This is a genomic window from Formosa sp. F44, from assembly GCF_056238645.1.
This window is the reverse complement of the sequence record NZ_JBWDLJ010000002.1, coordinates 391,059-405,551: the sequence shown is the minus strand read 5'-3', so window position 1 is coordinate 405,551 and position 14,493 is coordinate 391,059. Positions and strand designations below refer to the sequence as shown.

The following is a 14,493-nucleotide window of genomic DNA, read 5'->3' as shown; positions in this document are numbered from 1 at the left end:
AATACTAATTGGACTCTATTTACTAAGAAACTACCCTCCTTTGCTTCAATAAATTAATTATACACATTAAAATATTGCGACTTAAATCTGAAGGTGTTTTTAGTACCATAAAAAACCAAAAAACATATTTTTTTTAAATATAAACTATTATATTTGCTCCGCGAAAAACTAGTTTTTTTTCAAAAAAATCAAGCAAAAATCTATAAATAATTAAGTAATGTCAAAAGTTACAGGTAAAGTTGCACAAATCGTTGGTCCAGTTATCGATGTTGTATTCGACTCTGAAGGAGCTCTTCCAAAAATTTACGATTCATTAGAAATTACAAAAGCAGATGGTTCACTTCTTATATTAGAAGTACAATCTCACATTGGTGAAGATATGGTTCGTACTATCGCGATGGACTCTTCGGATGGATTAAGTAGAGGGACAGAAGTTGTTGCTACAGGTTCACCAATACAAATGCCAATTGGAGATGATGTATATGGTAGACTTTTCAATGTAATTGGAGATGCTATTGATGGTTTAGGAAACTTGCCAAAAACAGGTAAGTCTGGATTACCAATCCACAGACAAGCACCTAAATTCGAAGATTTATCAACGTCTACTGAAGTTTTATTCACAGGTATTAAAGTAATCGACTTAATTGAGCCTTACGCAAAAGGAGGTAAAATTGGTTTATTTGGTGGTGCTGGTGTTGGTAAAACAGTATTAATTCAGGAGTTGATTAACAATATTGCAAAAGGTCACGGTGGACTTTCAGTATTTGCTGGAGTTGGAGAACGTACTCGTGAAGGAAATGACCTTTTAAGAGAGATGTTAGAGTCTGGTATTATTAAATACGGAGACGACTTTATGCACTCTATGGAAGATGGAGGATGGGATTTATCTAAAGTAGATAAAAACCTTATGAAAGATTCTAAAGCAACTTTCGTTTTCGGACAAATGAACGAACCACCTGGAGCACGTGCTCGTGTGGCATTATCTGGATTATCTATCGCAGAATATTTCCGTGACGGTGCTGGAGATGGTCAAGGAAAAGACGTTCTTTTCTTCGTAGACAACATTTTCCGTTTTACTCAAGCTGGTTCAGAGGTATCTGCATTATTAGGTCGTATGCCTTCTGCAGTAGGTTACCAACCAACATTAGCAACAGAAATGGGTGCGATGCAAGAGCGTATTACATCAACTAAAACAGGATCTATTACATCTGTACAAGCGGTTTACGTACCTGCAGATGATTTAACTGACCCTGCTCCTGCTACAACCTTTGCTCACTTAGATGCAACAACTGTATTATCTCGTAAAATTGCTGAGCTTGGTATTTACCCAGCGGTAGATCCATTAGATTCTACTTCAAGAATTTTAACAGCAGATATCTTAGGAAAAGATCACTACGAATGTGCTCAAAATGTAAAAGAGTTATTACAACGCTATAAAGAATTACAAGATATTATTGCTATTCTTGGTATGGAAGAATTATCTGAAGAAGATAAATTAGCCGTAGGTAGAGCTAGACGTGTACAACGTTTCTTATCTCAACCATTCCACGTTGCAGAACAATTTACAGGTATTCCAGGTGTATTAGTAGACATTAAAGAAACTATTAAAGGATTTAATATGATTATGTCTGGTGAATTAGATCACTTACCAGAAGCAGCATTTAACCTTAAAGGTTCTATTGAAGAAGCTATCGAGACTGGAGATAAAATGTTAGCAGAAGCATAATTAGTTAATAGTTTTAGTTGTTGGTTGTTAGTTAGACCATCAACCAGAAACAAATAACAAACAACTATATAATATGTATTTAGAAATTGTATCGCCAGAAGCTACTTTATTTAGTTCGGAAATAGATGCCGTTACTGTACCTGGTGCCGATGGAGAGTTTGAAATGCTTAATCATCACGCGGCTATAGTATCGCTTCTAACAGCTGGAATTATAAAAATAAAAGTACATTCTCAAGCTCATTTAGATTACGATAAATTACATCCTGAAGTTATTCCTCATGTGTCAGACACTAAGGTTTTAACTCTGGCTATTAAATCTGGAACTTTAGAATCTAAAGACAATAAAATTATAATCTTAGCCGATTAAATATTTTATCACTCATATAAAAAACGCCTCAAAAAATTAATTTTTGAGGCGTTTTTAATTATATATCTTATTCGGTTAAATGTCCGTCTGAGAAACCTAAACCCATTGAGAATAGTAAGTAGTTAAACTCTTATTATTAATGCCTTACAGCACCCTAGACAGATAGTATTCTATCGTGTTTTTAAGCCGTGTCCTCCCATTACCAAGTAGTTCCCTTTAGTGATTTCCAGCCACCATACCATACATCACACTCTTTTAATCACGTTAGTGACAATACCCCAAATTACAAAATCGTTGGCTTCGGTGACTTGAATAGAGCTGTAGTTAGGATTTTCTGGTTTCAACCAAACTTCACCATTTTCGACCTTTAAACGTTTCACCGTAAATTCTCCATCCAAAAAACAGACTGCTATTTTATTATGTGTCGCCGCTATACTTCTATCAATCACTAATAAATCGTTATCGTCTAGACCGGCCCCTATCATGGATTGACCACTTACACGAGCGTAAAATGTAGTTTCTTTATTTCTTACTAACTCGACATCTAAAGACAAGCATTCTTCGTTAATATCACCCACAGCAACAGGGATTCCTGCTGAAATTCCAGCATCGACAAGTATAGCTCCAGAATTAGGTATAAACTCTGGGGTAAAAAAGGAAAGTGAAGGAGTAGCTTGCATCATGGTCTTAAATCATTTTAGATCCTACAAAGTAATAATTTTTTCAATACCTCAACCATTTTTTTTGGTTTTAGCTTGTATTTCAGCTTAAAATCAAACCTTTATAAAAATATTTTTTCTGTATAAATAATATCCCAAACCCAAATAACACAAGACTACAGTTAGAGCATATACTAATGAAGTCAGTTTAAGACTCATACTCTCTGAAACAAATATATTATGATACAACCAAGAGTGCAAGTTTTCATTATTACCCACCGGAATCTTATAAAAAGATTTACTAATTAAGCTAGATAAAAAATAAACGGTGATCGCATTCATACCTGCATATTTAAAAACAGCCCCCAAATGCCAACTTTTAACATCGACTATATAATACATTAGTCCTAATATTATGGTTCCCATACCCGCAGTGACAAGCACAAAACTACTGCTCCAAAGTGCTTTATTTATAGGAAAAACCAAATGCCACACATATCCTAATAACACAGCCACCAAGCCAATTGCCACCAGTTTTATGGCTTTATACGACCTTTCAGAATCTAAAAATCTCCCTACTAACACACCTAATATACTAGTTACAATGGCTGGAAATGTTCCTAGAATACCTTCAGGGTCGTAATCGGGTTTCCACATATGCTTTCCTAAAATTTTTAAATCGATGTAATTAGACCAGTTATTAGGCGCTCTATTAAAAGTTGGTAAAGTACCATCTGGAAAGGGCATAAATCCTAAAAACAACCAATATCCGAGCAAAATAGTTATTGAAATTCCTAATAATAATTTCCAACTACAATTGAGGTATAACCATGCCGTTACAAAAAACACAATGCCTATGCGTTGCAAAACACCAGGTATACGTACAGATTCTAAGGGTTCAAAAAACGGTGGTATTGGAGTGAATACATTTAGAAATAAACCAAGGACAATCAGTTTTAAACTACGAATGGCTATTTTCTTATACACGGGCAAAGATGCCTTTTTATGCTTATAAGCGTAATAAATTGAAATTCCTACAATAAATAAAAACAACGGAAAGATTAAATCTGTAGGAGTTAATCCATGCCAGTCTGCGTGTAAAAGCGGTGTGTAAACCTGTCCCCAATCGCCAGGTGTATTTACTAATATCATGGCCACAATGGTGAGACCTCTTAACAAATCTACAGATTCAATACGTTGTTTCATAGGGTTCGTATTACGATTTTTTTAGCCCTACTTTATGTCCGTAAACAGCATAAAACAATATAAAAACATAACATGGAATAAGAATCCAATACCCAGAAGTTGCCGCTTGAGCTGTGGCTGTAGCTTGATCGATTCCTAATCCGATTAATTCTTCTTTTTTACCATCGACTAAAGCACCATACAAAGGCGGAATAATTGCACCTCCAGATATTGCCATAATAAGCAAGGCCGAAGCTGTTTTTGTAAATTTCCCCATACCGTTTAAAGCCAAGGGCCAAATAGCAGGCCACACTAAAGCATTAGAAATACCAAGAGCAGCGACAAAAAGAACAGAGGTAAAACCTGTGGTTGATAATATACAAATAGCAAAAGCGATTCCTAATATTGCACTTACTTTTAAAGCCAATACCTGACTCACATATTTAGGTATTAAAAACACACCTAACAGGTAAGTACCAACCATTGCAAAAAGTGTCATTAAAGTAAAGGATTTGGCCTCTTCACCAGGCATACCAAGCGATAAACCGTAAGAGATAATAGTATCGCCTGCAATAACCTCGACGCCCACATAAAGAAATAATGCAAGCACTCCCAACAGTAAGTGTGGAAATTGAAATACACTAGTCTTTCTTACATGTAGCACACCATCTGCATTGTCTTGATCTGCTTCTTCGGCTTCCACATGAGGTAAAGGTGCTTTTGTAATTAAAACCGCTAGAATAAACAAAACGACAGCCATAATAATATATGGCATCACGACGCTATCGGCCATTGCGTCTAAAAGCGTAGTTTTTTCTTCTAGAGACACCGTAGTTAATTTGGCTTGAATGTCGTCTATTCCAGATAGTAATAGTGCTCCAAAAATAAAAGACCCAAGGGCTCCGGCAACTTTATTGGCTATTCCCATAATAGCAATGCGCTTTGCCGCACTTTCCATAGGTCCTAATATAGTTATATAAGGATTTGAAGCCGTTTGTAACAACGTCATACCTAAACCTTGAATAAAAATCCCAGTTAAAAACAGTGTATACGTACGTGCTTCGGCTGCAGGAATAAAAACCAATGCACCGATTCCCATAAGCGCTAATCCAAAAGACATGCCCTTTTTATAACCTACTTTTTCAATAATATACGAAGCCGGTAAAGCCATAATAACAAATGAAATATAAGATGCAGAAGCCACCAAATACGATTGTGCATCGGTAAGCTCGTTTATGGTTTTCATGAAAGGGATTAAGGCACCGTTAATCCATGTTACAAATCCGAAAATGAAGAACAATCCGGCAATAATTAGTATAGGCACTAAAGAAGAATTCTTCGGTGCCGCGTGAGTTTTTGCGGTTTTAGACATGATGTTTTAGTAAGTAATTATGTGGTTAATATGTAGTTGATTTTATTTAAGAGTCTTCGTTTTTAAAGATGCGTTCGCGGGTAATCTTTACGTAATTCCTCCCAATTGGAATTCTACGGTTAGCAATTTCAATAGTATTTCCTTCTACCGATTTAATTTTATTTATAGAAATTGTGTAAGACCGATGTACACGTAAAAAATTAGATTGGGGCAACTCTTCGGAAATAGCGGTTAACGATTTATGAACTACGTAATCTCCTAAAGTTGTTATCACTTTAATGTAATCTTTAAGACTCTCTATATATAGAATATCATTTAAATTCACCTTAATTAACTTCTTACTTACCTTAAGAAAAATATGAGGTTCTTGCTGTAAGTTTAAATCTGAAGTTGCATTTGTAATATAAACCTGTTGGTAGACCTTATTCATGGTTTTTAGAAAGCGATTAAACGGAATAGGTTTCACTAAATAGTCCAGCACATTTAACTCGAAGCTCTTTACTGCATATTCGCGATAGGCCGTAGTAAATACTATTAATGGTTTATAACTTAGGTTTTCAATAAAGGCAAAACCACTTAATTGTGGCATATTTATATCTAAAAAAATAACATCGATTTTTTCTCGCTCAATAATAGGATAAGCTTTTAAAGGATTATTAAAAGTTGCCACAATTTCTATGTGATCGAAATTCTTTAAATGATCCTCTATCACTTTAATGGCTAGAGATTCGTCGTCTATTATTAAGCATTTAATTTTCATCGAATGGGAATTTTTAAAAACAGGTTATATGTATTATCCCTAATGGTAGTTTCTAATACATAATTGCTGCCAAACAGTAAATTTAATCGGCGTTTGGTGTTTGCAATACCTATACCTTGTTCGTTCGTAATATCGGAATTAGAATTGAAACTATTTACTAAATTAAACTCCAAATAATCTTTTCCTTTAACTTCAAAACTCATTACTACTGTTACTTTATCACTATTTTTTAACCCATGCTTAAAACTGTTTTCTATAAAAGTTAAAAATAATAAGGGTGGCACCTCAATATCTTCAATATTTCCAGTGATGTCTGTTTCAAACTCTATACTATCGCTAAAACGCAAGCGGGCAATATCTATAAAGTTATTAATATGATTTATTTCTTCAAACAAATCGGCTTTAGAGCTATTAACTTCATATAACACATATTGCATCATATCCGATATTTTTATGACCAATTGCGGGGCATTATCAGACTTGGTTAAGGTTAAAGCATAAAGATTATTTAAGGTATTAAAAAAGAAATGTGGCTGAATCTGTGTTCGCAAATATTTTAGCTCTGTACTTAACTGCAACTTTGCTAGTTCTTCATTACGTTGCTTTTCTATACTCCAATCAATAAGTAATTTTATAGCAGATACAAACCCAATAACATACAATTCGCCTAAAACAACAGCGACTATATGATTTAGTTCTAAAAACTGACCAGAATTCCCTGCCTCTGGCCAAATATTTTTGGTGACTAAAACATAATTTAATCCCGTTCTCACCATATACACCATGGCCAACATAAATATAAGCCAGAATAAATAACTCCAATAACGCTTACGCAATACTAATTTCGGAATTAAAATATACACATTTATATAGACTACTATTATATGTATAGGAAACTCTATTAAGTTGGATTTCAACGAATACCAGTAATCATTAAAATAACTTCCCCAACGTACAACATTAAATATAAAGTAGCCCAACCAAAATAGGATGTGGTATTTTACAGAAATGGATTGCTTTATATTGAACTTAAACAAAGTGATTTTTTTATAGATTGTGTAACGAAATTTAAAAAAAGCGAATAATAATTAAGCAATTTTAGTAATATAATAGTTAATTCACAATAAAATTCACCTTTCTTTATTTCCTGAAAAACGCTCATCGTAACTCTAATGTTATTTATATGTTAAATCATGTCGTTTAGATATTTAATTTTAAAATAAAGATAGAAAGAGATAAACTTGAATCAAATAACAGAGACTAAACAATCAAATTATGAAACACTTTTTAAGAATGACCTTCTTATTTTCTTTATTGTTCTGTAGCGCACAAGCGATGCAGGCACAAAGCAAGGAAATTAAAGGAACTGTTACCTCTAAAGTAGATGGCATGCCAATCGCTGGAGCAAATGTTGTGGTTTTAGGAACATCAAATGGAACACTAACCGATTTTGATGGAAACTATACCCTAAACGCTAATGTAGGAGATGTATTAAAATTCTCGTATTTAGGAATGACAACCTCGCAAATTACTATTGCCACTGCAAGTACTTACGATGTACAACTAGATGAAGATAGCGAACAATTAAACGAAGTTGTAGTAACGGCTTTAGGAATTAAGAAAGAGAAAAAGGCACTGACGTATTCTGCTCAAGAAGTTAGTGGAGATCAATTAACACAGGTAAAACAAACAAACCCAATAAATAGTTTATCTGGAAAGTCGGCGGGTTTAACCATTACAAAAAGCGCTTCGGGTTTAGGAGGTGCATCTAAAGTAGTATTAAGAGGAAACTCTTCTACTACTAATAACGACCCTTTATATGTAATTGATGGGATTCCGATGTTAAACAGCGGAAATGGTTCTAACGGAAACGAGCCTGGTACCGATATTTTTGGTAACCAAACAGGTAACCGTGATGGTGGTGATGCCATGTCGTTAATTAATCCAGACGATATTGAAAGTATGACCATTCTTAAAGGTGCATCGGCTTCTGCCTTATACGGTAGCCAAGGTGCTAACGGTGTAATTTTAATTACTACTAAAAAAGGAAAAGATGGTGTTTTATCGGTAAACTTCAATTCAAGTTTTACGGTAGACAATGTAACTTCATTACCAGAGTTACAATCTGAATACCAAAGTAAATCTGTTGGACAGCCAATTGCAGAAAACGGACGAGTGGCAGATGCCAAATCTTGGGGAGATAAAGCAAGCGGATTAAACAATGACCCTAAAGATTTCTTCCAAACAGGATTCACTTCTATTAATGCCTTATCACTAACAGCAGGAAATGCTAAAGCCCAAACATATTTCTCTTACGCAAACACCATAGGAGAAGGTGTTATTCCAGAAAACCGCTTAACGCGTAACAATATTACATTAAGAGAAACTGCCGCATTTTTAGATAATAAAATTGAAGTATCTGCAAGCATTAACTTATCAGATCAGCGTATATGGAATCGTCCAACAAATGGTTTATACTCTAACCCGTTAACAGCAGTGTACCTTAATCCTGTAGGAATTAGTAGAGATTTATACAAAGATAAGTACGAATATTTCAATACAGATTTAAACCAAATGGATCAATATGCTTCGTCTTTCGACGAGAACATTCAGCAAAATCCGTACTGGTTAATTAACCGTAGTCCAAGTAAAGATATCGCACAACGTGTATTAGCTAACGTATCTGTAAAATATAATGTTACCGAAGATTTTGCTTTACAATCTAGAGGGAGTTACGACAAGTCTTTCTTTACATTCGATAAAAGACAATATGCAGGAACAGATCCAGTAAACTCTGGAGATAACGGCCGTTACGTTTTAGAAAAAACAGAAAACACCCAACAATACATCGACTTAATAGCATCGTATAACAAAGACCTATCAGAAAACTTTTCTTTCTCTGGTCTTTTAGGTACAAGTTTAACAAAATACAAACTTGGAGATCAGATTTTATTAGACTCTGGACGTGATGGAGACGGTCTTAACTATCCAAACGTATTTACTATTGCGAATTTTGTATCTACCAATAACATCAGACAATCGGTTTCAAACAGAGAAGTACAATCGGTTTTCGGGTCTTTAAACTTTGGATATAAGGATATGTTATTCTTAGATGTTACTGGTCGTTCAGACTGGTCTTCTACCCTAGTAAATACAGATTCAAATTCATTCTTTTATCCTTCTGTTGGTTTAACTACAGTGTTAACAGAAATGTTCGATATGCCAGACTTTATCTCTTTCGCTAAAGTAAGAGGATCTTACGCAGAGGTAGGAAAAGATATCCCGGTATATGCTACTGTTCCATTAAACGGTATAAACAATACAAATACAGGTATTGGTACTGCCCCTTTTGCTCCTATTGAAGGTGAAACCTTAGAGCCAGAAAGACAAAAAGCTTACGAAATTGGTACAGAATGGCGTTTCTTTGGTAACCGTTTAGGCTTAGATTTTACCTACTATAGTACGAGTACTTACAATCAGATTTTCTACATCCAAGCAGAACCAAATCCAAACGGATATGCACAAAACATTGTAAATGCTGGAGAAATTTCTAATAAAGGTATCGAGCTTGTATTAAACGGAAAACCTGTAGTTACAGATAACTTTACGTGGAATACAGCCTTAAACTTTGCTAAAAACGATAACGAAGTGATTGCAGTACACCCATCATTACAAAACGGAGAAGCTATTATTACTGCTCGTGGTGTAAATGGTTACGAGTATTCTTTAATTGAAGGAGAAGACTTTGGAAGTATTAAAGCGCGTTCTTTAGTTAGAGACGAAAATGGTACGCCAATAATTAACTCTTCTGGAACATTATTAAGTACAGATTTCGAAACTGTAGCACATGCTCAACCAGACTTTACACTAGGATGGAACAACTCTTTTGAATTTGGAAACTTTCACTTTAACTTCCTTATCGACGGTAAATTTGGAGGTGACGTCATGAGTGTTACTGAAGCTGTAAACGATAAATACGGTGTATCTCAAGCTTCTGCAGATGCTAGAAATAACAACGGCGGCATGATAAACGTTGTGGACGAAAGTGGTACTGCTTCTCAAATCGATGCACAATCGTATTACAATGCAATTGGTGGTAGAGACGGTATGTTAGGAGAATATGTTTACGATGCCACTAACATTAGCTTACGTGAATTATCTGTAGGGTACAAATTAAATTTAAACGATAGTACGATAGATAACATTAACTTCTCGCTTATCGCAAACAATCTTTTCTTCATCTATAAAGACGCACCATTCGATCCGAATATTGCATCGAGTACAGGAATGGGATTACAAGGCGTAGATATTTATAACCAACCTTCTACGAGAAGTATCGGATTAAATGTTAACATAAATTTCTAAGAAAAATGAAAAATATATTAAAATATACATTGGCATCTGTTGTTGCCATGAGTTTATCAAACTGTACTGGAGATTTTGAAGATATAAACACAAATCCAAACGGAATCTCTCAAGAGAGTTTAACACAACAAAACAACCACATCGGATCTCGATTTTCACCCATGTTTTCGAATGTAATTCGTGTAGAGCCGGCCTGGAACTACCAATTACAACAAAACCTTAATGCAGATATCTTTTCGGGATATATGACTTCGCCAACTCCTTTTGCCGGAAACATAAACAACCAAACTTATGCTTTAGTAAATGGATGGAACGGTTTTATTTGGAGCGATGCTTACGATGCAAACGACGGAAACGGTGTTATGCCCTACGCTCGTGAAATCACACAACAAGTAGAGCTTTCTGGAGATCCAAACGGTGTCAAATTTGTTTGCTTATCTAACATTATAAAAGTCATGGCCATGCATCGTATTTCTGATGTATTCGGACCAATACGTTATTCTAAATTCGACGATTACGATACTACAGGACAATACGATTCTCAGGAAGAAGCTTACAACGCATTTTTCGCGGACTTAGATGAAGCGATTAATGGTCTTGAATCATTTACTGAAGATGCGCAATTTACTGCTTTTGACCAATCATCTCTAGGTGGAGACATTGGGCAATGGAGAGCTTTTGCGAATACATTACGTTTACGATTAGCAATTCGTGTTTCTAAAGTAAACCCTACTTTGGCACAAACCCAAGGTGAGCTTGCATTATCTAGCAACGCAGGGTTATTAGAATCTCAAGACATGTTAGTAGACATGGGTGGCTTTGTGCATCCTGTATTAACAATTAGTCAAGTTTGGGGAGATATTGCCATGAGTGCAGAAATGGAATCTATTTTAACAGGATTTAAAGACAATAGAATTTCAACATTATTCAACACCGCTTTAGATCCTTCTTTAGGAAGCTATAAAGGAGTTCGTCAAGGTATAGAAATTGAAGCAAAAGGTGAATACGGTAGCCACTCACCTATCGGATCTGCCGTAAGCGGTTCTAACAAAATCTGGATGACTGCTGCAGAAGTAGCATTCTTAAAAGCAGAAGCAGCTTTAAGAGGATGGACTGGTGCTGGAGATGCTAAAGCAAATTACGAAGCTGGTGTTCGTGCTTCTTTTGCACAATTTGGAGCCTCTGGAGTAGAAGCTTATTTGGCAGACACTACAAGCACACCTGCAAATTTTGTAGATGCATTAAACCCAGACAACAACATTGCTTATAATTCTAATGTTAAAATCGCATATAACGAAGCGGGTTCTAAAGAAGAACAATTAGAACAAATAATAACCCAGAAATGGATTGCTATGTTCCCTGACGGACAAGAAGCATGGAGTGAATTTAGACGTACGGGTTACCCTAGATTATTTCCTGTGGTTGTAAACAATAGCGGAGGCACCATAGATTCAGATATTCAAATTCGCCGAATCAATTTTGTAGACGTAGAGAAAAATACAAACGGTGCAAATGTAGATGCTGCTGTAGGGATGTTAAAGGGTCCAGATACAGGAGGAACTAGATTATGGTGGGATACCGGATTATCTAATTTTTAATCCAAAGAAACTAAGATTATATATTGATTGAGTGTTGATTAGTTCACAAAGTAAACGGGAGTTGAGTCCCGTTTACTTTATCAAAAAAAAATTAAAATGAAAGTAGATAGTACTGATTTAAAAAGTATAGCCTACACGGAGGCTGGAAAATTTGAGGAAACGCGTTTTGAAAAAATTCATAACGTAATCTTCGACTCTTCAAATGAGGCATCAATAATTGTTGCAGAAGAAATCGCGGCGTTAATTAACGAAAAGGAAGCATTGAATCAGCCTTGTGTTTTAGGTCTAGCTACAGGATCGTCTCCTATAAAAGTATATGAAGAATTGGTAAGAATGCATAAGGAAGAAGGCCTCAGTTTTTCTAATGTGGTCACCTTTAACTTAGATGAATACTACCCTATGGGGAAAGATAATATTCAAAGTTATTTTTACTTCATGCATGAGCACCTGTTTAATCATGTCGATATTCTTCCTGAAAATATTAACATTCCAAACGGCATGGTAAGTGCAGACGATTTATATCAATATTGTATCGATTACGAATTAAAAATTAAATCATACGGTGGCTTAGATTTTCAACTGTTGGGCATTGGACGTACTGGACACATTGGTTTTAACGAACCAGGGTCGCATTTAAATTCTGGAACCAGAAGTATTACATTAGACCACGTTACACGAGCAGATGCTGCACCCGCTTTTTTAGGCATAGATAACGTACCAAGAAAAGCCATTACTATGGGAATTGGCACCGTTAAAAGTGCCAAACGTATTGTATTGTTAGGTTGGGGTTTAAACAAAGCCAAAATTCTTAAAGACACCATTGAAGGCGAAGAAACGTCTAGCGTCCCTGCTACTTATTTGCAAGACCACGACAATACTACTTTTGTTATTGATAGCGAAGCATCATCAGAATTAACACGCGTAAAAACACCATGGCTAGTTGCATCTTGTCATTGGACAGACATCTTAAAACTTAAAGCTGTGGTTTGGCTTAGTGAGCTATTAAGTAAACCCATTTTAAAATTAACAGACAAAGACTATAACGACAACGGAATGTCTGGCTTGTTAACCGAAGAAGGTACGGCTTACGATTTAAACATAAAGATGTTTAATAAACTACAGCATACCATTACAGGATGGCCTGGAGGAAAACCAAATGCCGATGATTCTCACAGACCAGAACGCGCTAATCCTGCTAAAAAACGTGTTATTATTTTTAGTCCACACCCAGACGACGATGTTATTTCTATGGGAGGAACTTTCGATAGGTTAGTAGAACAAGGTCACGAGGTACATATTGCTTACCAAACCTCTGGAAACATTGCTGTTTCAGATGAAGAGGCTTTAAAATTTGCTGAAATTATCTGCAAATTAAATCCAGATAATTCTGAAGCTAAAGCGATAATAGACTTTCTGCAAAGTAAGACAGACAAGGATATCGATTCGAAAGCATTGCGACAATTAAAAGGCTTAATCAGGCAAAGTGAATCTTTAGCCGCAACACGCTATTTGGGTGTAAAAGATGAAAATGTTCACTTTTTAAATCTACCGTTTTACGAAACTGGAACCATTAAAAAAGGGAATTTAACGTCGGACGACATCGACATTGTTACATCTTTAATTGAAGCTGTTAAACCTCATCAAATTTATGCTGCAGGAGATTTGGCAGATCCGCACGGCACTCATAAAGTGTGTTTAGATGCGCTTTTTGAAGCTATAGATGTGCTTAAACCAAAAGCATTCATGAACGATTGCTGGGTTTGGTTATACCGTGGTGCTTGGCACGAATGGGAATCTTACGAAATAGAAATGGCTGTGCCTATGAGTCCGGATCAGGTGCTTAAAAAACGTCATGCTATTTTCTATCACCAATCTCAAAAAGATGGTGTCATGTTTCAGGGCGACGACTCCAGAGAATTTTGGGTTCGTGCAGAAGACAGAAATCGCTTAACAGCCAAAAAATATAACGATTTAGGGCTTGCAGATTACGCTGCTATTGAAGCATTTAAACGTTATCATTTCTAAAATAGAATGAAAAAATCACTTTTAATAATTTCAGTTTTAATCTGTTTGTCTTGTAAAAACACTCCTGAAAACATACCAATTTCAGGAACTTGGAAAATGGTTTATGCTGAAATTATTGAAAATGATACCATTCAAATTAAAGATTTACAACATACCGAGTTCATTAAAATTATCAATGACTCACATTTTGCTTTTTTCAATCAGAATATAAATTCTAATGCACATTTTTACAGCGGTGCTGGCTCTTACGTTTTAAACGGACAAGACTATGAAGAGGTTTTGAGTTACACCAATTCGGAAACCATTAAAAATCAAACATTCTCTTTTAAAATTCAAATGAAAGGAGATACGTTAATTCAGACTGGAATAGAAAAAATCGAAGCCGTAGGAATTAATAGAACCATTACAGAAAAGTACATTAAACTTAATTGAGCCT

11 protein-coding genes are annotated in these 14,493 nt (G+C 35.4%); 6 read left to right on the top strand and 5 right to left on the bottom strand.

The window, feature by feature from the left end:
- Positions 1 to 217: 217 nt before the first annotated feature.
- Both atpD and AC0UBM_RS06715 read left to right on the top strand, forming a co-directional pair.
- Entirely contained in the window at positions 218 to 1,726 is a 1,509-nt protein-coding gene (gene atpD / locus AC0UBM_RS06720) for a F0F1 ATP synthase subunit beta (protein ID WP_414035688.1), read from the top strand.
- A 73-nt stretch (positions 1,727 to 1,799) separates the two neighbouring features.
- The gene (locus AC0UBM_RS06715) at positions 1,800 to 2,093 is read left to right on the top strand and encodes a FoF1 ATP synthase subunit delta/epsilon (RefSeq protein ID WP_414035689.1); all 294 of its coding nucleotides are present in this window, start codon (positions 1,800 to 1,802) and stop codon (positions 2,091 to 2,093) included.
- A gap of 245 nt (positions 2,094 to 2,338) precedes the next feature.
- Here AC0UBM_RS06715 and AC0UBM_RS06710 read toward each other — a convergent pair whose 3' ends face one another.
- The 5 genes from AC0UBM_RS06710 to AC0UBM_RS06690 form a co-directional block, all read right to left on the bottom strand.
- Positions 2,339 to 2,773, bottom strand: coding sequence for a LexA family protein (locus AC0UBM_RS06710; RefSeq protein ID WP_414035989.1), 435 nt, complete (start codon positions 2,771 to 2,773; stop codon positions 2,339 to 2,341).
- Positions 2,774 to 2,866: 93 nt separating this feature from the next.
- Positions 2,867 to 3,958, bottom strand: coding sequence for an acyltransferase family protein (locus tag AC0UBM_RS06705; protein ID WP_475688126.1), 1,092 nt, complete (start codon positions 3,956 to 3,958; stop codon positions 2,867 to 2,869).
- A gap of 10 nt (positions 3,959 to 3,968) precedes the next feature.
- Positions 3,969 to 5,309 carry a sugar MFS transporter gene (locus AC0UBM_RS06700; RefSeq protein WP_475688125.1) on the bottom strand — a complete coding sequence of 447 codons (1,341 nt, stop codon included), beginning with the start codon at positions 5,307 to 5,309 and terminating at the stop codon, positions 3,969 to 3,971.
- Between the two features lie 46 nt (positions 5,310 to 5,355).
- On the bottom strand, positions 5,356 to 6,069 hold the full coding sequence (locus tag AC0UBM_RS06695; RefSeq protein WP_434037372.1) for a LytR/AlgR family response regulator transcription factor: 714 nt from the start codon (positions 6,067 to 6,069) through the stop codon (positions 5,356 to 5,358).
- Positions 6,066 to 7,106 (bottom strand): sensor histidine kinase, encoded by a 1,041-nt coding sequence (locus tag AC0UBM_RS06690; protein WP_475688124.1) that lies wholly within the window; start codon positions 7,104 to 7,106, stop codon positions 6,066 to 6,068. Before AC0UBM_RS06690 ends, AC0UBM_RS06695 begins: the two co-directional genes overlap by 4 nt.
- Positions 7,107 to 7,344: 238 nt before the next feature.
- Between AC0UBM_RS06690 and AC0UBM_RS06685 the strand changes: the two genes are divergently transcribed.
- The 4 genes from AC0UBM_RS06685 (at position 7,345) to AC0UBM_RS06670 (ending at position 14,489) form a co-directional block, all read left to right on the top strand.
- Complete coding sequence (locus tag AC0UBM_RS06685; protein ID WP_475688123.1) at positions 7,345 to 10,434, top strand: SusC/RagA family TonB-linked outer membrane protein; 3,090 nt, start codon at positions 7,345 to 7,347, stop codon at positions 10,432 to 10,434.
- Positions 10,435 to 10,439: 5 nt separating this feature from the next.
- Positions 10,440 to 12,032, top strand: a complete 1,593-nt coding sequence (locus AC0UBM_RS06680; RefSeq protein WP_475688122.1) for a RagB/SusD family nutrient uptake outer membrane protein — start codon at positions 10,440 to 10,442, stop codon at positions 12,030 to 12,032.
- Positions 12,033 to 12,128: 96 nt separating this feature from the next.
- The gene (gene nagB / locus AC0UBM_RS06675; protein WP_414035696.1) at positions 12,129 to 14,057 is read left to right on the top strand and encodes a glucosamine-6-phosphate deaminase; all 1,929 of its coding nucleotides are present in this window, start codon (positions 12,129 to 12,131) and stop codon (positions 14,055 to 14,057) included.
- A gap of 6 nt (positions 14,058 to 14,063) precedes the next feature.
- The gene (locus AC0UBM_RS06670) at positions 14,064 to 14,489 is read left to right on the top strand and encodes a hypothetical protein (RefSeq protein WP_475688121.1); all 426 of its coding nucleotides are present in this window, start codon (positions 14,064 to 14,066) and stop codon (positions 14,487 to 14,489) included.
- Positions 14,490 to 14,493 lie beyond the last annotated feature (4 nt).

What these genes read in the sequence shown, in the direction of transcription:
- AC0UBM_RS06710 (WP_414035989.1), bottom strand. Translation starts at nt 2,773, where the DNA reads ATGCAAGCTACTCCTTCACTTTCCTTTTTTACCCCAGAGTTTATACCT.
- AC0UBM_RS06700 (WP_475688125.1), bottom strand. Translation starts at nt 5,309, where the DNA reads ATGTCTAAAACCGCAAAAACTCACGCGGCACCGAAGAATTCTTCTTTA.
- AC0UBM_RS06685 (WP_475688123.1), top strand. Translation starts at nt 7,345, where the DNA reads ATGAAACACTTTTTAAGAATGACCTTCTTATTTTCTTTATTGTTCTGT.
- nagB (WP_414035696.1), top strand. Translation starts at nt 12,129, where the DNA reads ATGAAAGTAGATAGTACTGATTTAAAAAGTATAGCCTACACGGAGGCT.
- AC0UBM_RS06705 (WP_475688126.1), bottom strand. Translation starts at nt 3,958, where the DNA reads ATGAAACAACGTATTGAATCTGTAGATTTGTTAAGAGGTCTCACCATT.
- atpD (WP_414035688.1), top strand. Translation starts at nt 218, where the DNA reads ATGTCAAAAGTTACAGGTAAAGTTGCACAAATCGTTGGTCCAGTTATC.
- AC0UBM_RS06695 (WP_434037372.1), bottom strand. Translation starts at nt 6,069, where the DNA reads ATGAAAATTAAATGCTTAATAATAGACGACGAATCTCTAGCCATTAAA.
- AC0UBM_RS06680 (WP_475688122.1), top strand. Translation starts at nt 10,440, where the DNA reads ATGAAAAATATATTAAAATATACATTGGCATCTGTTGTTGCCATGAGT.
- AC0UBM_RS06670 (WP_475688121.1), top strand. Translation starts at nt 14,064, where the DNA reads ATGAAAAAATCACTTTTAATAATTTCAGTTTTAATCTGTTTGTCTTGT.
- AC0UBM_RS06715 (WP_414035689.1), top strand. Translation starts at nt 1,800, where the DNA reads ATGTATTTAGAAATTGTATCGCCAGAAGCTACTTTATTTAGTTCGGAA.